At 48.7% G+C, this 21,801-nt stretch carries 24 protein-coding genes and 1 tRNA gene; 3 read left to right on the plus strand and 22 right to left on the minus strand.

What is annotated here, in order from left to right; genetic code table 11:
* Nucleotides 1–48: 48 nt before the first annotated feature.
* From secG to N7U64_RS05640, 8 genes are all read right to left on the minus strand, one after another.
* On the minus strand, nucleotides 49–282 hold the full coding sequence (gene secG, locus N7U64_RS05605; protein WP_012371248.1) for a preprotein translocase subunit SecG: 234 nt from the start codon (nucleotides 280–282) through the stop codon (nucleotides 49–51).
* A 142-nt stretch (nucleotides 283–424) separates the two neighbouring features.
* Nucleotides 425–1,339: a ribose ABC transporter substrate-binding protein RbsB gene (gene rbsB / locus N7U64_RS05610; protein WP_318928832.1), complete on the minus strand. Its 915-nt coding sequence runs from the start codon at nucleotides 1,337–1,339 to the stop codon at nucleotides 425–427.
* Nucleotides 1,340–1,366: 27 nt separating this feature from the next.
* Complete coding sequence (gene rbsC, locus N7U64_RS05615; RefSeq protein ID WP_012371250.1) at nucleotides 1,367–2,335, minus strand: ribose ABC transporter permease; 969 nt, start codon at nucleotides 2,333–2,335, stop codon at nucleotides 1,367–1,369.
* A gap of 1 nt (nucleotide 2,336) precedes the next feature.
* Nucleotides 2,337–3,815: a sugar ABC transporter ATP-binding protein gene (locus N7U64_RS05620; RefSeq protein ID WP_214766218.1), complete on the minus strand. Its 1,479-nt coding sequence runs from the start codon at nucleotides 3,813–3,815 to the stop codon at nucleotides 2,337–2,339.
* A 14-nt stretch (nucleotides 3,816–3,829) separates the two neighbouring features.
* Nucleotides 3,830–4,219, minus strand: a complete 390-nt coding sequence (gene rbsD, locus N7U64_RS05625) for a D-ribose pyranase (RefSeq protein ID WP_318928833.1) — start codon at nucleotides 4,217–4,219, stop codon at nucleotides 3,830–3,832.
* Nucleotides 4,216–5,094, minus strand: coding sequence for a ribokinase (gene rbsK / locus N7U64_RS05630; protein WP_318928834.1), 879 nt, complete (start codon nucleotides 5,092–5,094; stop codon nucleotides 4,216–4,218). The genes rbsD and rbsK overlap by 4 nt, the downstream gene beginning before the upstream one ends.
* On the minus strand, nucleotides 5,091–6,071 hold the full coding sequence (locus tag N7U64_RS05635; RefSeq protein WP_188004657.1) for a LacI family DNA-binding transcriptional regulator: 981 nt from the start codon (nucleotides 6,069–6,071) through the stop codon (nucleotides 5,091–5,093). Before N7U64_RS05635 ends, rbsK begins: the two co-directional genes overlap by 4 nt.
* Nucleotides 6,072–6,218: 147 nt before the next feature.
* Complete coding sequence (locus N7U64_RS05640; RefSeq protein ID WP_290827564.1) at nucleotides 6,219–6,563, minus strand: hypothetical protein; 345 nt, start codon at nucleotides 6,561–6,563, stop codon at nucleotides 6,219–6,221.
* Nucleotides 6,564–6,699: 136 nt separating this feature from the next.
* Here N7U64_RS05640 and N7U64_RS05645 point away from each other — a divergent pair, with 136 nt between their 5' ends.
* A complete protein-coding gene (locus N7U64_RS05645) occupies nucleotides 6,700–7,020 on the plus strand; it encodes a hypothetical protein (RefSeq protein ID WP_290827566.1) in 321 nt (106 codons plus the stop codon).
* A gap of 297 nt (nucleotides 7,021–7,317) precedes the next feature.
* Here the strand turns inward: N7U64_RS05645 and N7U64_RS05650 are convergent, their stop codons facing one another.
* From N7U64_RS05650 to N7U64_RS05695, 10 genes are all read right to left on the minus strand, one after another.
* A complete protein-coding gene (locus N7U64_RS05650; protein ID WP_028105779.1) occupies nucleotides 7,318–7,566 on the minus strand; it encodes a hypothetical protein in 249 nt (82 codons plus the stop codon).
* A gap of 33 nt (nucleotides 7,567–7,599) precedes the next feature.
* Nucleotides 7,600–8,502 carry an acyl-ACP desaturase gene (locus tag N7U64_RS05655; protein ID WP_188004659.1) on the minus strand — a complete coding sequence of 301 codons (903 nt, stop codon included), beginning with the start codon at nucleotides 8,500–8,502 and terminating at the stop codon, nucleotides 7,600–7,602.
* Between the two features lie 323 nt (nucleotides 8,503–8,825).
* Nucleotides 8,826–10,118 (minus strand): phosphopyruvate hydratase, encoded by a 1,293-nt coding sequence (eno, locus tag N7U64_RS05660; protein WP_290827571.1) that lies wholly within the window; start codon nucleotides 10,116–10,118, stop codon nucleotides 8,826–8,828.
* Nucleotides 10,119–10,191: 73 nt separating this feature from the next.
* Complete coding sequence (gene gpmI, locus N7U64_RS05665; RefSeq protein WP_318928835.1) at nucleotides 10,192–11,739, minus strand: 2,3-bisphosphoglycerate-independent phosphoglycerate mutase; 1,548 nt, start codon at nucleotides 11,737–11,739, stop codon at nucleotides 10,192–10,194.
* A complete protein-coding gene (tpiA, locus tag N7U64_RS05670) occupies nucleotides 11,740–12,492 on the minus strand; it encodes a triose-phosphate isomerase (protein WP_012371261.1) in 753 nt (250 codons plus the stop codon).
* A 27-nt stretch (nucleotides 12,493–12,519) separates the two neighbouring features.
* Nucleotides 12,520–13,704: a phosphoglycerate kinase gene (locus tag N7U64_RS05675; protein ID WP_290827577.1), complete on the minus strand. Its 1,185-nt coding sequence runs from the start codon at nucleotides 13,702–13,704 to the stop codon at nucleotides 12,520–12,522.
* Nucleotides 13,705–13,828: 124 nt separating this feature from the next.
* Complete coding sequence (gene gap, locus N7U64_RS05680; RefSeq protein WP_318928836.1) at nucleotides 13,829–14,836, minus strand: type I glyceraldehyde-3-phosphate dehydrogenase; 1,008 nt, start codon at nucleotides 14,834–14,836, stop codon at nucleotides 13,829–13,831.
* 53 nt (nucleotides 14,837–14,889) lie between these two features.
* Nucleotides 14,890–15,918 carry a sugar-binding transcriptional regulator gene (locus tag N7U64_RS05685; protein ID WP_318928837.1) on the minus strand — a complete coding sequence of 343 codons (1,029 nt, stop codon included), beginning with the start codon at nucleotides 15,916–15,918 and terminating at the stop codon, nucleotides 14,890–14,892.
* A 114-nt stretch (nucleotides 15,919–16,032) separates the two neighbouring features.
* On the minus strand, nucleotides 16,033–16,296 hold the full coding sequence (locus N7U64_RS05690; protein ID WP_290827582.1) for a glutaredoxin family protein: 264 nt from the start codon (nucleotides 16,294–16,296) through the stop codon (nucleotides 16,033–16,035).
* Nucleotides 16,293–17,435 carry an RNA polymerase subunit sigma-54 gene (locus N7U64_RS05695; protein WP_318928838.1) on the minus strand — a complete coding sequence of 381 codons (1,143 nt, stop codon included), beginning with the start codon at nucleotides 17,433–17,435 and terminating at the stop codon, nucleotides 16,293–16,295. The genes N7U64_RS05690 and N7U64_RS05695 overlap by 4 nt, the downstream gene beginning before the upstream one ends.
* A 167-nt stretch (nucleotides 17,436–17,602) precedes the next feature.
* Here N7U64_RS05695 and N7U64_RS05700 point away from each other — a divergent pair.
* Nucleotides 17,603–17,678 (plus strand) — tRNA-Arg (locus N7U64_RS05700).
* 153 nt (nucleotides 17,679–17,831) lie between these two features.
* On the plus strand, nucleotides 17,832–18,443 hold the full coding sequence (gene clpP, locus N7U64_RS05705; protein ID WP_255412930.1) for an ATP-dependent Clp endopeptidase proteolytic subunit ClpP: 612 nt from the start codon (nucleotides 17,832–17,834) through the stop codon (nucleotides 18,441–18,443).
* Between the two features lie 116 nt (nucleotides 18,444–18,559).
* Here the strand turns inward: clpP and N7U64_RS05710 are convergent, their stop codons facing one another.
* From N7U64_RS05710 to rapZ, 4 genes are all read right to left on the minus strand, one after another.
* Nucleotides 18,560–18,796, minus strand: coding sequence for a hypothetical protein (locus N7U64_RS05710; RefSeq protein ID WP_012371268.1), 237 nt, complete (start codon nucleotides 18,794–18,796; stop codon nucleotides 18,560–18,562).
* Nucleotides 18,797–18,877: 81 nt separating this feature from the next.
* A complete protein-coding gene (gene whiA, locus N7U64_RS05715) occupies nucleotides 18,878–19,834 on the minus strand; it encodes a DNA-binding protein WhiA (RefSeq protein WP_012371269.1) in 957 nt (318 codons plus the stop codon).
* Nucleotides 19,831–20,829 carry a gluconeogenesis factor YvcK family protein gene (locus N7U64_RS05720; protein WP_214849531.1) on the minus strand — a complete coding sequence of 333 codons (999 nt, stop codon included), beginning with the start codon at nucleotides 20,827–20,829 and terminating at the stop codon, nucleotides 19,831–19,833. The genes whiA and N7U64_RS05720 overlap by 4 nt, the downstream gene beginning before the upstream one ends.
* A complete protein-coding gene (rapZ, locus tag N7U64_RS05725; protein WP_012371271.1) occupies nucleotides 20,829–21,698 on the minus strand; it encodes an RNase adapter RapZ in 870 nt (289 codons plus the stop codon). Before rapZ ends, N7U64_RS05720 begins: the two co-directional genes overlap by 1 nt.
* Nucleotides 21,699–21,801 lie beyond the last annotated feature (103 nt).

Genomic DNA, 21,801 nt, shown 5'->3' on the forward strand with positions numbered 1-21,801 from the left:
GAAATACGAAAAAACGACAGCGCGATCGGACGGCTGTCGTTTCAGTACTCACTTATAAAAAGCGACGAGTAACGCCAAAATAAAGAATAATGCCCCTAAGATAGACGCTACACGGTTTAGGACCGCATCCAAGCCACGGGCTTTTTGGCGACCAAATAATTGTTCTGCTCCACCTGTCAGTGCTCCGAGTCCAGCCGTACGGCCTGACATCAAGAGAACGACGATGATGAGAAGAACGGAAACGACGATGAGGCCGACAAGAGCCACGTTATGAATGATCATCGATGATCCTCCTTCAGTAATATACGCTTCTTTCATTATAGAGAAAAACAACTACGGGAACAAGGTATAGATTCATGAAGTTCATCTTACCTTCAAAAAAACACCAGCCGGCTGACAAAATCAGACCGGCTGGCAGTGATGCTTATTGTTTGATGAGATCAAGTTCGACCGGAATGTTCTTGTCGACTTTCTCGCCTTTTAAGTGTTTGATGGCTGTATCGATACCCATTTTACCGATTTCTGCCGGTTTTTGAGCAACGGTTCCTGCCATTTTACCGTCTTTGACTGCTTTGACGGCATCGTCTGTTGCGTCAAATCCGATGACTTTGACATCTTCCATGCCGGCTGCATTCAACGCTTCGACCGCACCGAGTGCCATTTCATCGTTGTGTGCGAAGACGGCTTTGATGTCTTTGTTGTTTTGAAGAATGTTTTCCATGACCGAAAGACCTTTCGCCCGGTCAAAGTTTGCCGATTGTTTCGCCACGACGTCAAGTTTACCGTCGACTGCTGCGTGGAACCCTTCACCGCGGTCGCGTGTTGCAGATGCGCCCGGGATTCCTTCGAGTTCAACGACTTTCGCTTTGTCCCCGACGAGTTCGATCATGTATTCACCGGCTTGTTTCCCGCCTGCTACGTTATCCGACGCGATGTGCGCGATGACGTCGCCGGCTTCTGCATTCCGGTCAACTGTGATGACTGGGATGTCAGCATCGTTTGCTGTTTGAACTGCCGCACCGACTGCTGCTGAATCTGTTGGGTTGATCAAGATGAGATCGACTTTTTTCTGAATCATATCTTCGATGTCACTTGCTTGCTTCGCCGCATCATCTTGTGCATCGGCGACTTGGAGTGTTGCGCCTTGTGCTTTTGCTTCTTTTTCCGCACCGTCTTTCAGTGAGACGAAGAACGGGTTGTTAAGTGTCGAAATCGACAGACCGATCTTAAAGTCTTTTGTTTTCTTTTCCTTTTCCGTGTCACTGCCCGGTTGTTCCGTCGAACAAGCCGCTGCGAAGACCATTAACGCCATCATGACAAGTGCGAGTAATTTTTTCATATCAATATCCTCCTTTTGGATGGTAAATCACGTAGTTTGTTTCCGGTCCGCGAGTACCGCGAACAGGATGACGAGCCCTTTGACGACAAGTTGGAAGAACGAAGAGACACCAAGCAGGTTAAGTCCGTTGTTGAGTGTCCCGATGATCAAGGCGCCGATTAATGTTCCGACAATCCAACCGCGTCCACCGGATAAGCTCGTTCCGCCGAGGACGACGGCAGCGATCGCATCAAGCTCATACGATGTTCCGGCCGTCGGTTGCGCCGAGTTCAGACGCGATGTCAGGATGATGCCGGCGAGTGCTGCCATTAAACCGGACAGCGCGTAAATCATAATCTTCACTTTGTTGACTTGAATCCCCATCAGTTTTGCCGCTTCTTCGTTACCGCCGATGGCATACGTATAACGGCCGAACGTCGTTTTCTTCAGGATGAAGTACAGGACTGCAAAGGCAATCAACATCGTGACGACCGGCACCGGGAAGATCCAGAAGTAGCCGCGTCCGAATAGTTCGAACCAGCCGCCCTGGCTGAGTCCCGTAATCGGCTTCCCGTCCGTGTAGACGAGTGTCAGACCGCGGAAGATTGTCATCGTGGCAAGAGTCGCGATGAACGGTGCGACTTTCCCGAGTGAGATGACCATTCCGTTTAACGCGCCCATGATCGCGCCGACAATCAAACCGGCGAGGACAGCAAGAATCGCTGACGTTCCGTCGGTCATCAGACCGGCGACGAACGCGGATGACAAGGCGAGAATCGAGCCGACCGACAAATCAATTCCACCCGTCAGGATGACGAACGTCATTCCGAAGGCAATCAAGGCGTTGATTGAAACTTGGCGTAAGATGTTAAATAAGTTATTAAGCGTTAAAAAGTCCGGTTCCATGATCGAAACGACGAGAATGATGGCGAACAGTCCGGCGAGCGGACCAAGCTTTTGACCAATCCCGAGTCGTCTCGGTTTCTTTTCTGTCAGTTTCCCTTGCATCAATTCCATGTCATTGTCCTCCTGTCGCAAGCGTCATGATACTCTCTTGCGTTGCCTCTTCTTGATTGAGCATGCCGCTCATCTGTCCTTCGCGCATTACATAGACGCGGTCACTCATGCCGAGAATTTCCGGCAGATCCGAGCTGATCATGATGATCGCGACACCCGTTGCGGCGAGTTCATTCATAATCATATAAATCTCTTTTTTCGCCCCGACGTCGACACCGCGTGTCGGTTCGTCGAGAATCAGGACATCCGGTTTTGTTCCGAGCCATTTTGCGAGGACGACCTTCTGCTGGTTTCCGCCGGACAAGGATTTTGCCGGCTGGTCCATCGAGCTGTGACGGACGGATAACGACTTCAGATACCCTTCCGCGAACTGCCGCTCCGACTGATCGGAGATGACACCGGACTTCGATAACGACCGGATTGTCGGAAGCGAGATGTTTTCCCGGAGTGAAAAGTCGAGGAACAAGCCTTCTCCTTTGCGGTCCTCCGTCAGGAAACCGAGTCCCTGTTTAATCGCATCATGCGGTGATTTGATTTTGATGGTTTTCCCGTTCAAGCTGATCGTTCCGGCTTTCATCCGGTCGACCCCGAACAAGCCGCGCATGACTTCTGTCCGTCCTGCGCCCATTAAGCCGGAAAAGCCGACGATCTCCCCGGCCCGGACAGAGAAGGACACGTCTTCGAACCGTTTTCCGGTCGCCCCGGTGACTTCGAGAACCGTCTGACCGAGCGTCACTTGCCGCTCCGGATACCGTTCCCCCATTTCACGTCCAACCATTTCGCGGACGATCTGTTCAAACGAAGTGTCGGCAATCCGGTGCGTCGAAACGGAAACCCCGTCCCGTAAGACCGTGATCCGGTCACACAGTTCGAAAATTTCTTCCATCCGGTGCGAGATATAAACGATCGAGACTCCCTGTTCGCGTAAAGCCGTCGCGACACTGAACAGAGCACGGATTTCGCGTTCCGTCAAAGCGGCCGTCGGCTCATCCATGATGATGACCTTCGCGTCCGTCATCAAGGCTTTGGCGATTTCAATCATCTGCTGCTGTCCGACCGACAATGTCCGGGCGAGCTGATTGACGTCCATGAAGACGTTCAGTTCCGCCAATTCCCGTTCAGCGAGCCGTTTCATTTCCGCCTGTTTCAGGACACCGAAGCGGGACTTCAGTTCCCGTCCGAGAAACAGATTTTCCGTGACCGTTAAGTCCGGTAAGATATTCAGTTCCTGGTGAATGAAGGCAATCCCCGCTTCTTCCGCCAGTTTCGGATTTTTATACTGCTGTTCGACGCCGTCGACGAGAATCGTTCCCTGATCGGCTTTATGAACACCGGTCAGAATTTTCATCAAGGTCGATTTTCCGGCACCGTTCTCGCCCATCAAAGCATGAATCTCACCGGTCGCGAGGGTGAAGTCGACTCCCTTCAAGACGGGAACGGGACCAAACGCTTTTGTGATACCTGTCATCTCAATTTGCATCGTACTTCCTCCCCTTAAAAAATGACGCCGGCGTGTAAGATGACGTTCGCATACGGTGTCGCTTCACCCGTCCGGATGATGACTTTCGCCTGCTTCGTCAATTCCTTGAATGCTTCGTGCGAGACATAGTCTTGCGGTACGTCGAGTTTCGTCACGGCCTCGAGTGCAACCGGATTAGCTGTTTTGATTTCTGTCGCCAGTGTCACCTGTTCAACGGCCATATCGTCGGCAACGATCCGGACGACATCGACGAATGATGGTGTTCCGAGTTCGAGTGCCAAATCAATCCGTGCTACACCGGCCGGAATCGGCAGACCGCAGTCGGCAATGACGATCGTATCGGTATGACCAAGATCGGCTAAGACTTTACTGATCTGACTGTTTAAAATGCCGTGTCGTTTCATGCTTCAACCTCCATCTGTTCACGTGTCGGCATTCCGCCTTGTGCGCCGAGCGCGCGGACGGACATACCGGCTGCTTTATTGGCAAAGCGAATTGCTTCCGTTAAGGTTGCGCCGTCGGTCAGGCTGACCGCGAGTGCCCCGTTGAACGTATCACCGGCACCTGTCGTATCGACGACGTCCGTCTTGATCGCAGGAACCGTCACGATGGCCTCGCCGTCATAAAAGCGGGCACCCCGGCTGCCTTCCGTCACAATTAATTTATTCGGGTATTGCGTCAACCAATGTTCGAGCGGTTGCTGTTGTCCGAAAATCAAACCACATTCATGTTCGTTTGGAGTCAAATACGTCACGTCTGCGAGTAACTCGTCGTCAAGGACGATGGCTGGCGCCGGATTCAATACGACGGGAATGCCGTGTGTCTTGCCGTAACGCGCCACCTGTTTGACGGTCGCGAGCGGAATTTCGAGCTGTAACAAAATCATGTCTGCCTGACCAAGCAGGCTGTCGAGTTGATTCTCGTCATAAACGACCGCTAAGTTTGCCGACTGGACAACGACAATTGAGTTGTCACCTTCTGCGAGCGTGATGTGGGCTGTTCCGGTCCGTTCATCCGCAATCGTCTGCAGATGGGTCGTCCCGACGTGCTCCGTCTCGAAGTTCTGACGAATCGCCACGCCGTTCGCATCGTCGCCGACACAGCCGACCATTTCGACGTGACCGCCGAGCCGGGCAATCGCAACCGCTTGATTCGCCCCCTTGCCTCCCGGTATCGTATGGAAAGCGGATCCGATGACCGTTTCGCCTGCTGACGGACGGCGATCGCTTTCGACGACTAAGTCCATCGAGATACTTCCGACTACACTGATTTGTTTCATAACTGTTCATCCTTCCGCTTCGTTGTTTCCCGTTCAATGACTTCGACCATCAGTTCGTGATGGACGGCTGCAATCTCGTTTCCTTCAATCCGTTGAATTAACAGCTTCGCTGCCAGCTCGCCCATCTGATAAATCGGTTGGGCAATCGTTGTCAGGGGCGGTGAAATCATCTGACCGAGTTCAATCCCGTCATAGCCGATGATTTGCAACTGTTCCGGAATCGCGATTCCCCGCTCCGCTGCGACCTGGATCGTCGCTGCTGCAATGACATCGTTTGCTGCGAAAATCCCGTTGCAATCGTAATGGTCAAATAAGTAGTTGGCTGCTCCTAATGCCCCCTGAAAATGAAACGGCGACTCGATGCTTGCGACTAAATGTTTTCCGGCGATTTCTTCAAATCCGTCACGCCGTTTGCGGATCGTCGGTAACTTCGAAGGACCGCTGATGACGACCAGTTCAGTCGCCCCGTGATCAAGCAGAAACTGGGCGGCTTTTTTTCCGCCGTCATGCCCGTTTGAGGTCACTGTCGGAATCGCTCCCTGTAACACACGGTCCAGGGCGACGATTGGCACTTCGAGTTTTTCGTAGTTCGGATTGTTCGAATAGTTGGTTGTGATGATCAATCCGTCGACATGCATCGCTTCGAGCGATTGAATATATTCTTGTTCTTTCTGAAACTGTTCGTCTGTGTTACACAAAATCACCTGAAATCCGTGTTGATGTGCCATATCTTCCACAGCACGTGCCAGTTGCGGAAAAAACGGGTTCGTGATGTCAGGTACGATCAAACCAATCAATCCGGATCGTTTTTGGAACAACGACCGGGCGACCCGGTTTGGTCGGTAGTCGAGCTGCTTAATCGCTTGGAGGACGGCTGTTCTTGCTTTTTCGCTGACGTATCCTTTTTCATTCATGACACGCGATACCGTCGCGACGGATACATTGGCCACTTTCGCTACTTCCCGGATGGTCGACATGTTCGCCACCTCTTTCTTTTGATAACGCTTACAATATGTATCATATTGTGTAACCGGTTACACATCAATCCTTTTTACGAAAATATATTTTATTTTTTTCGGAGTACAACAAAAAAAGTCCTGATAAACGTTGCAGCAGAACGTTTGTCAGGGCTTTTTCGAATGATTCGGATGGCGTTTTTCATAAAACCGGCGAAACCATGCTATCAGAAATGCTAGAATCGCGAGCGGCTCAAGCAAATAAATCAGCAGAAATGTAATATCAATGATGGCATCTTCCGGATTATAGCGGAGAATATAGATAGCCCCCGGCAACAAAGCAATCAGACCCGTCACTCCAAGAAGTGTACCGAGAATCATGCTTTGGCGTGAGAAACGGCTCGTGATTTGATACAGTCCGATAAAGAAGATCAGTTCTGTAAAATAAATGATGCGTAATTGAATATCGTCCATCGTGGGGTCCAGACCCAAAAACAAGTAACGAAACAGCATCTCCATCCCCCCTTACCTCTTTCTCTACCCGGTTATCCGCTCAGTTAATGCCCTGATTCCAGTTTACCTGCATATCCTATCTGACTTTAGGGAATAGCATGATAGTAACAGTACTTTTAGAAAGTTGGGGGTTCGTATGAAAGAAGATCACTCGATGAAAGTCGTCAGTTGTTTAAACGATTTTTTTCAACGGAACGAAGAACCACTGCAGGTCGACTTATTACGAGGCCTTCCGCCTGTCGTATTATTATTAAAAGATGAGGCCAAACGATCTTTTACAGCGGAAGAAAATCTTCATGACGAATTGCTCAGCGATATCAAACGTCTCGTCCAGGAGTGTCTCGATCCACAGACACTACGTGAACTCGATATCGATGTCGACTTACCCGAGTTCTTTGTCACACGTGCTCCGCTCTATTCTGCCCATCATTACCTCGTTACCTTTATCGAGGATTGATTTGCACACATTTCATTTTCCGATCACGGGATTCGACAAGACGTCGGGTCTCGTTTTTTGTGTCTGTAAAAAACATTCATCCGCTCGCTTTTCTAGGGCGGAACGCGAGCCGCGGATTTCTTTCAGATCTCCGGGTCTCGCCTGAGGAAAGCGCATGAAAAAAGCGTGATTCCTGAAAAACCTATATGATCTACTATTTCACCTCAGAAAAGAAAGGGGCTAAGTTCACCTAACACTTAATACAAAAAACAGCCCTCCGCAATCGGAGGGCTGTCGGCTCCAACAATGGAGTCGCACTTAATTTTCAACTTCAAGAATCGCTTCGATTTCTGCCTCGACTTCTTTATTCACCATCTGCGAACGTTTTTTTCTCAATTCAAGATCCATCTCCTGATCGATGAACTCGTTCGTATGCTTGTCAAAGCAGCTGTAGCAGATCGGGTAAAAGTCTTTTTCTTCCGTCTTCAAAGAATTGAATTCCCACGTGTTCAGTTCCAAATAACTGACTTGGTTATTCGTTTCTTTTCCGCATATTTCGCACGTCATGTTTTTAGTGCTCCCTTCCTTATGCATCAATCTTCATGCATCAATCTTCGTTTTTGCTTCTTGACGGTCCTTGATCCGTTTCAAACGCCCGTGATATTTCATGATGTTTGCCTGTGACTGTTTCGCTTCTTCAGTCGTCGGTTGCAGGTTCTCAATATCCCAGTATTTCACGACGACATCTAATACTTGGTCAAAGTATTGGAGCGGTCCGTAATTTGTATCAATCGCAATGGTCTTCATACGCTCGGTAAAGTCCGGCATAATCGCACCCGGCATCGAGAAATTAATGATGACATCTTCAAAGAACACGATGAAGTTCGGATCGAGTTCAAGATGCGCTTTTACCGTGTCGCGGTAGAACGCATAATGAAGGGCTTCGTCTTTCGCCAAACGGCGAAGTAGTGTCGCCAAGTCTTTGTCATGTGCGCCCGCTACCCGCGCTACGTTGTTATAGAAGACGAGTGTCGCAAGCTCTTGCAACGACGTATAGGCCATAGTTGCTAAAGGATTCGTGAAGTCCGGGAACCAGCCGCTTTCAACGACGCGTCTTCTTAATTGATGCAACCGTGTCGGATTGACGTTTCGTGTTACGAGTAAATACGTTTCCAGTAAGCTCGAGTGCTGATCTTCTTCGGCCGTCCATGTGCGGACGAAATCATTGATGACTTCCATCGAGTTTTTAAACGTATAATCCAAGTGCGATGTATACCAAGGCAAGTTCACTTCTGTCAGTAAGGCCGTTTCCACGGCAACGATGACACCTTCCGGAAGCGTGACTTGACTTTCTTCCCAAGGAACGCGTTTAAACGACATCGCCTTGTCCCATGGAATGAATTCGTGATAACTCCAGTCAATGTTGGCTGAGCGCTCCTTATGTAGTCGATACAACTCTTTAATGCGTGGTTCTAAACGTATATCTAAATCTGAATTTAACATGATCATTTCTCCTTTAGATGTTTTTTGAACCTTCATCCGTCCAAATGTAGTTAAGCTTTACAATCATTGTGCTTAAACTTATTTATAACTATAACATTTTAATGACCAGGTAGTAAAAGAAAGGTCCTGTAAATTTGATTTTTTTAACGGTTAGAACTAAGTCGGCTCATTGTGATCGATTGAAACCGGCATTTTGCATTTTGGAATGAACTCAGCTTCTATTACTGAATTTATTATCAATACAAAAAACCTCCTATTCGTATGAATAGGAGGCGTCGGCTGTACAGTGAATGTACAACACACTTTAAATCATCAACCTGGAATTACTTCTTGAGGTTGTAGAATGATTTGATTCCGTCGTAGACAGCAACGTCTGAAAGCATGTCTTCGATGCGGAGAAGTTGGTTGTATTTCGCGATACGGTCTGTACGTGAAAGTGAACCCGTTTTGATTTGACCAGCGTTTGTCGCAACAGCGATGTCAGCGATTGTTGAATCTTCTGTTTCACCAGAACGGTGAGAAACGACTGCTGTGTAACCAGCTTTTTTCGCCATTTCGATTGCGTCGAATGTTTCAGTCAACGTACCGATTTGGTTAACTTTGATGAGGATCGAGTTAGCGATGCCTTTTTCGATACCTTCAGCAAGCTTCTCTGTGTTTGTTACGAACAAGTCATCACCAACGAGTTGGACTTTGTGTCCGATACGATCTGTGAGAAGTTTGTGGCCATCCCAGTCGTTTTCGTCACAGCCATCTTCGATTGAGATGATTGGGTATTTGTCGACGAGTTGTGCGTAGAACTCAACAAGCTCTTCTGTTGAAAGGACTTTGCCTTCGCCAGCGAGGTTGTATTTTCCAGCTGCTTTGTCGTAGAACTCAGAAGAAGCGACGTCCATAGCAAGGTAAACATCTTCGCCTGCTTTGTAGCCAGCTTTTTCGATTGCTTCAAGGATAACTGTGATAGCTTCTTCGTTTGATTTCAAGTTTGGAGCGAATCCACCCTCGTCACCGACTGCTGTGTTAAGACCCATTCCGCTAAGAACTGATTTCAACGCGTGGAAGATTTCAGCACCCATACGAAGTGCTTCTTTGAATGTTGGAGCTCCAACAGGCATGATCATGAACTCTTGGAAGTCAACGTTGTTGTCGGCGTGTGATCCACCGTTGATGATGTTCATCATTGGAGTTGGCAATGTTTTCGCGTTGAATCCACCGAGGTACGTGTAAAGTGGAAGACCAAGCTCGTCTGCAGCAGCACGTGCAGCAGCCATAGAAACACCAAGGATTGCGTTAGCGCCGAAGTTACCTTTGTTTTTCGTACCGTCAAGGTCGATCATTTTTTTGTCGATTCCTGCTTGGTCGAAGACATCGTAACCGATGATTTCAGGTGCGATTTTTTCGTTGACGTTGTCAACCGCTTTTAAGACACCTTTACCGAGGTAACGTGATTTATCGCCGTCACGAAGTTCAACTGCTTCGTGCTCACCAGTTGATGCGCCTGATGGGACGAGTGCGCGACCAAAGCCGCCGTCTTCTGTATAAACTTCTACTTCTACCGTTGGGTTACCGCGTGAGTCAAGAATCTCGCGTGCATAAATCTCTGTAATCATTGACATTTAAATTCGCTCCTTTTTGTTTGAGAAAAATTAGTGTGTGTTAAGGCAGTAACAGGTTAATCCATCGACGGGATTATTTCTTTAATACGATTGATTTCCCTGTCATTTCTGCCGGTTGATCTGCTCCGAGTAAATCAATAACAGTTGGTGCCAAGTCTGCCAGTACGCCAGTCAATGGTTCAAGGAGTTCGACGTCCTCGACCGTGACGATACATGGAACAGGTTCTGTCGTGTGCGCCGTCATCTTGCTGCCATCGGCATTGAGGACTTTGTCCGCGTTTCCGTGGTCGGCTGTGATGATGGCTGCACCACCTTTGCTGAGAATCAAGTCAACGACTTCTCCCAAGCATTTATCGACCGCTTCGATTGCCTTCTTCGTCGGCTCAAGCATACCTGAGTGACCGACCATATCAGGGTTTGCGAAGTTGAGGATGATCGCGTCATGTTTGTCCGAGTTGATGGCGTCAACGAGTGCTTCTGTGACTTCATAGACACTCATTTCCGGTTTCAAGTCGTATGTCGCGACTTTTGGAGACGGGATCAGAATCCGATCTTCGCCTTCGTACGGTTCTTCACGTTGACCGTTAAAGAAGAACGTGACGTGCGGGTACTTCTCAGTTTCCGCAATCCGCAATTGTTTAAGGCCTTGTTTCGATAACGTTTCACCGAGTGTGTTTTTGATGTCTTCCGGTGGGAAAACGATGTCCGTATCAATTGCATCCGAGTACTTCGTCATCGAGACGAGCAGCAGGTTCTTCGGTGCATTGTCCGGCAATTCAAAACCGGTAAAGCCGGCTTTTTCTTTATACGTCTTGGCGAGCTGAATCGCACGGTCCGGACGGTAGTTGAAGAACATGATTGCATCGTTATCGTGGATCGGTGCTACTGGAGTACCGTCTTCCTGCACGACTACGGTTGGTTCAATGAACTCATCTGTCACGTCTGTTTTGTACGAAGCTTCGACCATCGCGATTGGGTCTTTTGTTGTCGGACCGTCTGCGAACGTAATGACGTCATAGACTTTCTTGACGCGTTCCCAGCGGTTGTCGCGGTCCATCGCATAATAACGACCGGAGACACTTGCGAATTGACCGACGTTTAACTCGTCCATCTTCGCTTGGGCATCACGGAGGAAACCGGCTCCTGATTGCGGATCACAATCGCGGCCATCCGTGAAGGCATGGAGATAGACTTTTTCGATTTCGTGAAGTTTCGCGAATTCAAGCACGGCATACAGGTGGTTAATGTGACTGTGGATTCCACCGTCAGAAACCAGACCGAAGATATGAAGGGCTGAACCGTATTTCTTCACGTGACCTGCCGCATCGTTCATCGCTTGACGCGAGAAGAACGAGCGATCCTTAATGGCATTGTTGATTCGGGACAGCGATTGATAGACGACGCGACCTGCTCCGATGTTCAAATGACCCACTTCTGAGTTCCCCATTTGACCTTCAGGCAAACCGACGTATTCTCCTTTCGCATTCAACAGCGTATGCGGGTACTGTTCCCAGTACCGGTCGAAGTTCGGTTTGTTTGCTGCCGTGACAGCATTTCCGAACTCCTCGTCACGCATACCGAAACCATCAAGGATGATCAGTGCGACTGGACGTTTTTTCATTTAAATCGCCTCCAACAGTTTGAGGAACGATCCTGTCTCAAGACTTGCGCCACCAACTAAAGCACCGTCGATGTCAGGCTGAGCCATATATTCTTTGATGTTGTCCGGTTTGACACTGCCGCCGTACTGGATGCGGACTGCTTCTGCAGCTTCCGTACCGAATTCAGCTGCGATGACATCGCGAACGAATTTACAAGAATCTTGCGCGTCTTGTTCTGTTGCTGATTTTCCTGTTCCGATTGCCCAGACAGGCTCATATGCAACAACAAGGTTTTTGACTTGATCGACTGTCAGGCCTTTCAAGCTGTTCGTTGTTTGTTCACGGATAACTGATTCGAATTTTCCGCCTTCGCGTTCTTCGAGTGTTTCACCGACACAAACGATTGGCACGAGACCATGCTCGAATGCTTTTTTCGTTTTGCTGTTGATGAATGCATCAGTTTCTCCGAAGTACTCACGACGTTCTGAGTGACCGAGGACGACGTATGTTACGCCAAGTTCTTTGAGCATCACTGGGCTGATTTCACCTGTGAATGCGCCGCTCTCCTGGTCGTACATGTTTTGAGCGCCGATTTTCAGGTCCGTTCCAGCTGTCGCTTCTGTCAAGTGTGCAAGGAATACAGACGGTGCACAGACAGCCGCGTCGACTTTCGAAGAAGCGGGTACAGTTCCTTTGACTTCCTCAGCGAATGCCACAGCATCCTTGAGGGTAAGATTCATTTTCCAGTTACCTGCGATAATTGGTTTACGCATTGAAAACACTCCCTTGTGAACTTTAGATTACTTGTCGTTAAGCGCTTCGACACCTGGAAGAGCTTTTCCTTCCATGAACTCGAGGCTTGCGCCGCCACCAGTTGAAATGTGACTCATTTTATCTGCAAGACCGAATTTCTCAGCCGCTGCAGCAGAATCTCCACCGCCGATGATCGAGTATGCATCGCTGTCTGCTAACGCTTGAGCGACACCTTTTGTTCCGTTTGCATATTTATCAAGTTCGAACACACCCATCGGTCCGTTCCAGACGACGAGTTTCGAGTTCTTGATTGCTTCTGCATACAGTTCAATTGTTTTTGGACCGATATCGAGCGACATGTGATCCGCTGGGATCTCTGTGATGTCACGTGGTCCAACATATGTTTCTTCTCCGAATTCCTTCGTGATGACGCAATCGACAGGCATTAAGAGTTTGACGCCTTTGTCTTCTGCTTTCTTCATGAATTCCTTCGCTTGGTCGATTTTGTCGACTTCGAGAAGTGAAGTACCGACTTCGATACCACGAGCTTTGAGGAACGTATAAGATAATCCTCCACCGATGATCAACGTATCGACGATATCAAGCAGGTGATCGATGACGCCGATTTTGTCAGCGACTTTCGAACCGCCGATGATCGCTGTAAACGGACGATCCGGGTTTGAGAGAGCTTTACCGAGAACTTGAAGTTCTTTTTCGATCAACAGACCGGCAACAGCTGTATCGACGTGATGCGCGATACCTTCAGTTGACGCGTGCGCACGGTGAGCTGCACCGAATGCATCGTTGACGAATACGTCTGCAAGTTTCGCAAATCCTTCTGCGAGTTCAGGATCGTTTTTCGTTTCACCTGGGTAGAAACGAACGTTTTCAAGAACGATGACGTCGCCTTCTTCAAGCTTGCTGACCGCTTCTTCAGCGACCGGGCCGTATGCTTCTTCAACGAGCTTGATGTCTTTACCAAGCAGTTCGCTGAGGCGTGCTACGACTGGTGCAAGTGAGAACTCAGGGTTCTTCTCGCCTTTTGGACGTCCCATGTGGCTCGCGAGGATGACTTTTGCTCCGCCTTCAACCAAGTGTTTGATTGTCGGAAGGGCTGCACGGATCCGTGTGTCATCTGTGATTTTGCCGTCTTCAAGCGGTACGTTGAAGTCCACACGTGTAAACACGCGTTTTCCTTTTACATCGATATCGCGAATTGATTTCTTATTCATACATTCGTCCTCCGTCTCTTACGTATAGTGAGGGGCTAGTGCGCCCCTCCAGACTTTTTTTCCGCAATAAGAGCGGAGACTGTATCGTTTCCGCTCTTATTCAATTGCTATTTAATTGCTCGAATTACTTAGCGATTTGTGCGAAGTGTTTGAGTGTACGAACGAGTTGGCTAGTGTAAGACATTTCGTTGTCATACCAAGCAACTGTTTTAACGAGTTGTTTGTCGCCGACTGTAACGACTTTCGTTTGTGTTGCATCGAAGAGTGATCCGTAAGAGATACCAACGATGTCAGAAGAAACGATTTCGTCTTCAGTGTAACCGTAAGATTCGTTAGCAGCTGCTTTCATTGCTGCGTTAACTTCTTCAACTGTTACGTTTTTCTCAAGAACTGTTACGAGCTCAGTGAGTGAACCTGTAGCGACTGGTACACGTTGTGCAGATCCGTCAAGTTTACCTTGAAGTTCTGGAAGTACGAGACCGATTGCTTTAGCAGCACCAGTTGAGTTAGGAACGATGTTAGCTGCCGCTGCACGTGCACGACGGAAGTCACCTTTAGGGTGTGGAGCGTCGAGTGTGTTTTGGTCGCCAGTGTAAGCGTGGATTGTTGTCATGAGACCTTCAACGATTCCGTACTGATCTTGAAGAACTTTAGCCATAGGCGCGAGACAGTTCGTAGTACATGAAGCACCAGAGATAACTGTTTCAGTTCCGTCAAGGATTTCGTGGTTCGTGTTGAAGACAACTGTTTTCATGTCGCCAGTAGCAGGTGCTGAGATAACGACTTTTTTAGCGCCGGCTTTCAAGTGAAGCTCAGCTTTTTCTTTGTCTGTGAAGAAACCAGTACATTCGAGAACGATGTCAACACCGAGCTCGCCCCATGGGAGTTCTTCTGGGTTGCGGTTAGCAAGTGTTTTGATTTCTTTACCGTTAACGAGGAAGTAACCGTCGTGTACTTCAACTTCTCCGTCGAAACGACCTTGAGTCGTATCATATTTCAAGAGGTGTGCAAGCATTTTAGTGTCTGTAAGGTCATTGATTGCGACTACTTCGATTCCGTCAAACTGAAGAATTTGACGAAGTGCCAAACGTCCGATACGTCCAAATCCATTAATACCAACTTTTACTGCCATGATAATTTTCCTCCTTTTAATGTAAAGCGAGTTATCTATTATTCAAAAGGGGGCTACCCTTTCAAAATCGTTGTTGCGGCCCCTTCATCCGTAATCAGGATGATATCCGGGGACTGTTTGACATACGCGTTGATCGCTTCCGCTTTGGAATGTCCTCCGGCGACAACGATGACGTGTTCGACTTTTTTTAAGTCGTCGAGCTGAAGACCAACCGTCTTCACCCGGTGCACGATCTTTCCGTCCCGATCGAAATAATAACCAAATGCTTCGGCTACCGCATGTTCCTGTTCAAGCTGTTCCAGTAATTCGGTCGAAGCGCGACGGCGTTTTGCCATCGTTTTTGCCTCACCAATTCCATGTACCACGATCGAAGCATCTTTAATCATCTGTAACACATTTTTAATGCTCGGTTCTTCCACCATCTTCACAAACGTTTCCTTGCTGACCATGTCCGGTATGTGCAGTAAGTGATAATCACTTTGTGCACGGGATGCCATCCGTGAACAGACCGTATTCGCTTGTAGTTCCAGTGTTTCCCCTAAGCCGCCACGTGCCGGCACGAATGTCATCGGACGGTTTTCCTTATCGGGCGACATCATCGCCGCGACGGAAGCCATCGTCGTACCCCCTGTGACTGCAATCGTGTTGTGTACTTCCGAAGAAAGTTCTCGTTTCAAACGTGCGACCGTCGCACGTCCCATATCGCGTTGCACCCAGAAGGTTTGATCCGAATCTCCCGGTACGATGACGACATCCCGGACACCCAGTTTTTCCTTTAAGGCTTTCGCCATGTCGGAAATCCCGGCCAGTTCTGCCATCACGCTGTGCATACTTCGTAAGACGATCCGCCCTTCATCCGTCAAAGACATTCCCTGTGTCGCCACTTCGAGCAATCCTTGCTCTTTCAGGAAGTCTACTTCCCGGCGTAACACCCGTTCCGTCAAGCCGAGGCTTGTCGCCAGGGTCCGCCGGCCGATCGGCTGCATGAGCCGGACATAATGAAGGATGTCGTAACGTGTCTGCATTTCTTCGATCAGATCAGGCACGATTCGCTTTTGGATCTGTACTAACTGCCGAATCATGTATTCCCGCTCCTCTCAAGTTGCTGGACACTTTACGTCCCGCGTGTCATATCTTGTCCCACTTGGTACACCCTCATCATAACAGCCCTCGTACAAGGATTCAAGCCTCGCCCTTTAAGTTTTTTCAAGTAAGCGGTTTCTTATCGCCTCTGTCTCGAATTTGCCATAACTCCAAATTTCAGACTGATGCATGACGACAGGAATTTCGTATAAAAATCGGAGACTGAGCGCAGCATCTTCTTCAATGTTCACTTCTTCGAATGTCCAATCCGGAAATTCATCGAGCACGAAATCAAGTAAGAAGGCGGCTTCCTCACATAGCGTACATCCGGGACGTGAATACAGTGTTAAGGTCGTGTGTTCTTTTGATGGCATCATTCATTCGCCTCTCGTCGTTTCGTCATATCGGACCGGGTCAGGTTCAAATCCGCCCGGTACTTCGCGACGGTCCGCCTTGCGACTTGGATGCCTTCGCGTTCGAGACGGTCGGCAATCTGCTGATCGGACAGCAATCCGGTTGCTTCCCGGATCAGTTGTGCGATTCGGGCTTTAATTAAAAAACTCGATGTGCCGCTTTGCGTCTTCGAGACGAAAAAATTTTCAAGCTCGAGCGTTCCATGGATCGTTCGAATCGTTTTGTGGACGATTGCCCGACCAACCGTCGACGGATGGTATCCCGTTTGTTCGGCTACCTCTTTTTTCGTCAACGGCTCCAAATGAAGCTCTCCTTTGAACCAACGCATTTGTCGCTCCGCGATGACATCGAGGATTGCACGCAACGTGTTACGCCGTCGTTCATAGGCGCTTAGAAACGGTTTTGCTTCCGCGAGATCCGTCCAGGACGTATCAATCGGCAAGGAAGACCACTGGATTTGCACCTGACCGTCCGACCAAACGATATCGGCTTCCGGTATCGTCATGGTGGTGGATACCGGTAAGACCGGTGTCTTCGGCAACCGTTCAATCTGTTGCTTCATCTGTCGCCGCTCTGTTTCGTCATCCAGTACGGCTTTTAACGGCTGTCCGTCCGACAGTGCAGTAAGCAAATCAATCAAGCGGTCATCTTCGAGCTCGATGGCATGCAACAAGCGACACTCTGCTTCCGAGCGTGCCGCGATTCCGGTTGGTTCACATTGCTGGAGCAGTTGCCGTGCCTGTTTGATGATCGTCTCCTCACTGTCGAGCAAAATCGCCAGTCGTGCGTCTGTCGTTCTGAGTAATCCATCCGCGTCTAAGTACATGATGAGTTGTTCCGCCATATATCTTATTTCCTGTCTGACCGATTCTAAACGTATTTGCTGAAGAAGTTCCGCTTCAAACGAATCAATCCGGTCTGCGATCTGCTCTAAATCCGGCGGAATCATTTTTCTTCCATTATGTTCGCTGCGTCCGGCACGACGGATGATCCGGTACAGCCGCTCCTCGAGTTCCGCCTGCGTTTCTTCCAAAACCGTCAATTGATACAACTGGGCTGCCGACATCACAAGACGTTGCGCTTGTTCCTGTCTCTGTTCCATCCGCTCACCTCCCGTTTCCTCGTTTAATTTGATTCCACTTTCATTATATAGGAAGGATACGTCTTCCATCGTCTCTTACGTTTTGACAAAAAATCAACAAACTCGCAAATCTAGTATTGCTTTTCTGAAAAAATGTCGGTATACTATTAATTGTTCAGTACAAACATGCACCCGTAGCTCAGGGGATAGAGCACTGGTTTCCGGTACCAGGTGTCGGGAGTTCAAATCTCTCCGGGTGTACCATACTTGAATCTACAGGCAATGCCGTTATCGGTGTTGCCTTTTTTCTATATTGATATGTTTAAGAGGAACTGTTTCAGGAAAAATACATTAAACCAACAGCGTATCTTTTGACCAATATTGACCAAAGGATTATGATAAGGACAAGTCGAATATGTGCTACATACCAACCATAAGGAGGCAAAGACTATGTTAATTCCAACAGTCATCGAACAAACCAACCGCGGGGAACGTGCTTACGATATCTATTCACGTTTGCTCAAAGACCGAATCATCCTTCTCGGGAGCGCGATTGACGACAACGTCGCCAACTCAGTCGTTGCCCAGTTACTTTTCCTAGCAGCAGAAGATCCAGATAAAGAAATCTCGCTTTACATCAACAGCCCGGGTGGCTCAATCACAGCAGGTATGGCGATTTACGATACAATGAACTTCATCAAACCACAAGTTTCAACGATTTGTATCGGAATGGCTGCTTCAATGGGCGCATTCTTGCTCCAAGCCGGCGCTAAAGGAAAACGTTTCGCTCTTCCTAACGCTGAAATCATGATTCACCAACCACTCGGTGGTACACAAGGTCAAGCATCGGACATCAAAATCCATGCGGAACGCATCATCAAAATGCGTGAGCATCTCAACAAAATCATGGCTGAAAACACAGGACAACCACTTGAAGTCATCGAGCGTGATACAGAGCGCGATAACTTCATGTCTGCTCAAGCAGCAGCTGACTACGGTTTAATCGACCGCGTCATGGAACGTGCTTAATCTTCTCCTGACCGTCTTCGCAATTTGCGAGGACGGTTTTTTTGTGTGTACAAAAAAAGACCTCCGTCCGTTGCCCGCCCCTCTCGGAACAGACACAGAACAGAGATCCCAGTTATTTAGTCGATCAAATCTGTGATATCAGACACGATATCGTGGTTTTCGCGAATCAATGTGTAGATTCCGTTCGCATGTGGTGAAAGTTCTTCTTCCGCCTGCAATTGCTTCAGGAACAACGATGTCGCAAAGGCGACGAGCGTACTTTTTGGTACACCGATCGTTTTCGCTTTTTTCGTAAGCACTTCATCAAACTTCGCATCAACTGTCAGCGAAATACGTTTTTTCTCATTAGCCATTTCAAAAACTCCTTAATTCGAACATTTAGTTGCATCGACTATATATTATAGTAGACTATGGTTCATCTCGCAAGTTACTCCCTAAAGAGCCCCGGTCATCGACTCCCCGTTTCGGATTTTATCCGCGATTTGATCAATCTTGCGCAATCGATGATTGATCCCGGATTTCGAGATGGAACCGCTCTCGACCATCTCACCGAGCTCCTGTAATGTCACGTCCTGATGTGTGACCCGCAAGATGGCGATTTCTTTTAATTTATCCGGCAAAACGTCGAGTCCGACCGTCCGTTCCAGAAACTTGATGTTCTCGACCTGGCGCAGTGCCGCCCCAACCGTCTTGTTGAGGTTTGCCGTCTCACAGTTGACGAGCCGGTTGACTGAATTCCGCATATCTTTTAAAATCCGGACATCCTCAAACCGTAACATCGAATACGTCGCTCCGACGAGCTTCAGAAAATCAGAAATCTTCTCACTTTCCTTGATGTAGAGAATATGTCCTTTTTTCCGTTCGATCGCTTTTGCATTCAAATCAAACTGATTCGTCAGGCTGCGCAAGGCGGCATTATGTTCTTCGTACAGACTGAAGATTTCCAGATGATACGAAGACGTCGCCGGATTGTTTAACGATCCGCCGGCTAAAAAGGCGCCGCGTAAGTACGCCCGAGCACGCCGTTCGTCCTTGAGGATTGAATCGCTGATTGAGCGGATCATCGTAAACCCTTCCCCTAAAATCCCGAGGTCTTGTAAAATCTTATCCGCTTGTTGTTTAACACGGACGATGTAGACATTATTTTTCTTCAAACGCATTTTTTTCCGGACCAGTAAATCCAGATGGACGGCATACGCCCGTTTGAGCAAGGAATAAATACGGCGGGCAATCGATGCATTTTCCGTCGAGATATCCAGTGTCAGACCACGTCCGAGTCCGAATGAGATGGCTCCGTTCATCCGGGCTAAGGCAGCTAGTTCCGCCTTCATCTCGTGATCGGTAATGGCGATTTGCGTTAATTCTTTTTTAACTTCTGATGCAAAACTCACGTCAATTCCTCCTTCCCTTCGAATTGACGCACCCGTCGGATGGAGAGGACTTTCCGCATGACCAGGCTTGCCACGGCGTCTGAGTCATGACGGATGAAGTGGTGGTTATAATCCACAATATCGTCCGCGAGTACTTCAATTCCAGCTTCTTCAAAACTCGATTCATCGTAGGTCACGATGTCGGCATGATCTTTTTGATACTTCCGCAGGTAACTGACATCAATCGATTCGTTGTTGACGATGATCGTATCGATGACCCCTTTGCCGAGGAATTTCTCCAGGACATTCAGGTGATCGTTTGCCGTAAAGGCTGTCGTCTCACCCGGCTGCGTCATGACGTTACAAATATAGACGACCGGTGCGAGTGACTGTTTGATCGCGTCCCGGATTTCTTCGATCAGGACGTTCGGAATGACACTCGTATAGAGACTGCCGGGACCGAGAACGATGACATCGGCATCGAGAATCGCCTGAATCGCTTCCGGAACCGGACGGACATTTTCTTCCTCGAGGAAAATTCGTTCGATGACTTTGCCGACTTTCGGAATCAGGGATTCGCCTTTGACGATCGTTCCGTCCTCGAACTCGGCACATAACGTAATCGTCCGCTCCGTTGCCGGATAGACTTTTCCTTCGGCATTCAAGAGTTGCCCCATGACACCAATCGCTTCGACGAATGACCCGTTACAGAGTTGCGTCGCTGCCGTCAGCATTAAATTCCCGAGCGAATGTCCGTGCAGCCCTTCCCCCGTCTCAAACCGGTATTGCATGATCCGGTCCATCAATGTCTCGGACTTCGAGAGCGAAACGATGACGTTTCGGATATCGCCCGGCGGCAACATATTGAATTCCGTCCGCAGCCGGCCTGAGCTTCCACCGTCGTCGGCGACGGTGACGATCGCCGTGATATCAAGCGGGTAATGTTTCAGTCCGCGCAAAAGAGTGGATAGGCCCGTTCCTCCGCCGACAGCGACGACTTTTCGTTCCCATTTCATTATTTCTCCTCCTTTGCGTGCACATAATCCCGATGATTCGTCACGATATGGTATTGATTCTTGAACTCTTTGCTGATCGCTTCGGCAAACGTGATCGACCGGTGTTTGCCTCCGGTACAGCCGAGCGCCACGACGAGTTGCGATTTCCCTTCCCGTTCGTACTGGGGAATCAGGAATTCGAGCATATCGACGAGCTTTTTATAAAACAGCTTCGCTTCCGGCCACTGCATGACGTAAGATGAGACTTCGAGATCGAGACCCGTTTTCGGACGGAGTTCCGGAATGTAAAACGGGTTCGGCAGGAAACGTAAATCAAACACGAGATCCGCGTCGAGCGGCAGACCGTGTTTAAATCCGAACGACATGACATTGACGGTGAACGGAATCCGTTCCCCTTCCGTAAACTCTTTTAAGATCCGTTCCTTTAAGGCAAGCGGTTTGATGTCACTCGTATCCATCAGCAACTGGGCTTTATCGCGGAACCCTTCGAGCAGTGTCCGTTCCCGTTCGATACCGATCAGCGGAGACGCAGTCGGTGCAAGCGGATGCGAGCGGCGGGATTCTTTATACCGGCGGACGAGTACGTCATTACGGGCATCGAGATACAGCATCCGGATTTGCAGATTCGTTTTTTTCAAATCTTCATAGACGACAAAGAAGCTGTCAATGAAATCACGAGCCCGTGTATCGATGGCGACGGCGATTTTCGGACGTACCTGCCCAATGACTTCAATCAATTGCGGCAGTAAAGTCGGCGGTAAATTGTCGACACAAAAATAGCCCAAGTCTTCAAAGCTGTTCATGGCGACCGTTTTACCGGCGCCGCTCATTCCTGTAATGATGACCAGTTGCGGTTGATTCTGTTCCATCTCTTCGCCCTCCAGACAACAGTTCCGTGTGTATTTTTTGCTCTCATGTCAGTATAACATAAAAAAAGAGCCAGCCTGATGGAAGAGCCTCCCAACCAAGCTG

It is taken from the genome of Exiguobacterium sp. K1, assembly GCF_033721435.1.
GTDB lineage: Bacteria > Bacillota > Bacilli > Exiguobacteriales > Exiguobacteriaceae > Exiguobacterium_A > Exiguobacterium_A artemiae.

What these genes read in the sequence shown, in the direction of transcription:
- secG (WP_012371248.1), bottom strand. Translation starts at nt 282, where the DNA reads ATGATCATTCATAACGTGGCTCTTGTCGGCCTCATCGTCGTTTCCGTT.
- rbsB (WP_318928832.1), bottom strand. Translation starts at nt 1,339, where the DNA reads ATGAAAAAATTACTCGCACTTGTCATGATGGCGTTAATGGTCTTCGCA.
- rbsC (WP_012371250.1), bottom strand. Translation starts at nt 2,335, where the DNA reads ATGGAATTGATGCAAGGGAAACTGACAGAAAAGAAACCGAGACGACTC.
- N7U64_RS05620 (WP_214766218.1), bottom strand. Translation starts at nt 3,815, where the DNA reads ATGCAAATTGAGATGACAGGTATCACAAAAGCGTTTGGTCCCGTTCCC.
- rbsD (WP_318928833.1), bottom strand. Translation starts at nt 4,219, where the DNA reads ATGAAACGACACGGCATTTTAAACAGTCAGATCAGTAAAGTCTTAGCC.
- rbsK (WP_318928834.1), bottom strand. Translation starts at nt 5,094, where the DNA reads ATGAAACAAATCAGTGTAGTCGGAAGTATCTCGATGGACTTAGTCGTC.
- N7U64_RS05635 (WP_188004657.1), bottom strand. Translation starts at nt 6,071, where the DNA reads ATGTCGACCATCCGGGAAGTAGCGAAAGTGGCCAATGTATCCGTCGCG.
- N7U64_RS05640 (WP_290827564.1), bottom strand. Translation starts at nt 6,563, where the DNA reads ATGCTGTTTCGTTACTTGTTTTTGGGTCTGGACCCCACGATGGACGAT.
- N7U64_RS05645 (WP_290827566.1), top strand. Translation starts at nt 6,700, where the DNA reads ATGAAAGAAGATCACTCGATGAAAGTCGTCAGTTGTTTAAACGATTTT.
- N7U64_RS05650 (WP_028105779.1), bottom strand. Translation starts at nt 7,566, where the DNA reads ATGACGTGCGAAATATGCGGAAAAGAAACGAATAACCAAGTCAGTTAT.
- N7U64_RS05655 (WP_188004659.1), bottom strand. Translation starts at nt 8,502, where the DNA reads ATGTTAAATTCAGATTTAGATATACGTTTAGAACCACGCATTAAAGAG.
- eno (WP_290827571.1), bottom strand. Translation starts at nt 10,118, where the DNA reads ATGTCAATGATTACAGAGATTTATGCACGCGAGATTCTTGACTCACGC.
- gpmI (WP_318928835.1), bottom strand. Translation starts at nt 11,739, where the DNA reads ATGAAAAAACGTCCAGTCGCACTGATCATCCTTGATGGTTTCGGTATG.
- tpiA (WP_012371261.1), bottom strand. Translation starts at nt 12,492, where the DNA reads ATGCGTAAACCAATTATCGCAGGTAACTGGAAAATGAATCTTACCCTC.
- N7U64_RS05675 (WP_290827577.1), bottom strand. Translation starts at nt 13,704, where the DNA reads ATGAATAAGAAATCAATTCGCGATATCGATGTAAAAGGAAAACGCGTG.
- gap (WP_318928836.1), bottom strand. Translation starts at nt 14,836, where the DNA reads ATGGCAGTAAAAGTTGGTATTAATGGATTTGGACGTATCGGACGTTTG.
- N7U64_RS05685 (WP_318928837.1), bottom strand. Translation starts at nt 15,918, where the DNA reads ATGATTCGGCAGTTAGTACAGATCCAAAAGCGAATCGTGCCTGATCTG.
- N7U64_RS05690 (WP_290827582.1), bottom strand. Translation starts at nt 16,296, where the DNA reads ATGATGCCATCAAAAGAACACACGACCTTAACACTGTATTCACGTCCC.
- N7U64_RS05695 (WP_318928838.1), bottom strand. Translation starts at nt 17,435, where the DNA reads ATGGAACAGAGACAGGAACAAGCGCAACGTCTTGTGATGTCGGCAGCC.
- N7U64_RS05710 (WP_012371268.1), bottom strand. Translation starts at nt 18,796, where the DNA reads ATGGCTAATGAGAAAAAACGTATTTCGCTGACAGTTGATGCGAAGTTT.
- N7U64_RS05720 (WP_214849531.1), bottom strand. Translation starts at nt 20,829, where the DNA reads ATGAAATGGGAACGAAAAGTCGTCGCTGTCGGCGGAGGAACGGGCCTA.
- rapZ (WP_012371271.1), bottom strand. Translation starts at nt 21,698, where the DNA reads ATGGAACAGAATCAACCGCAACTGGTCATCATTACAGGAATGAGCGGC.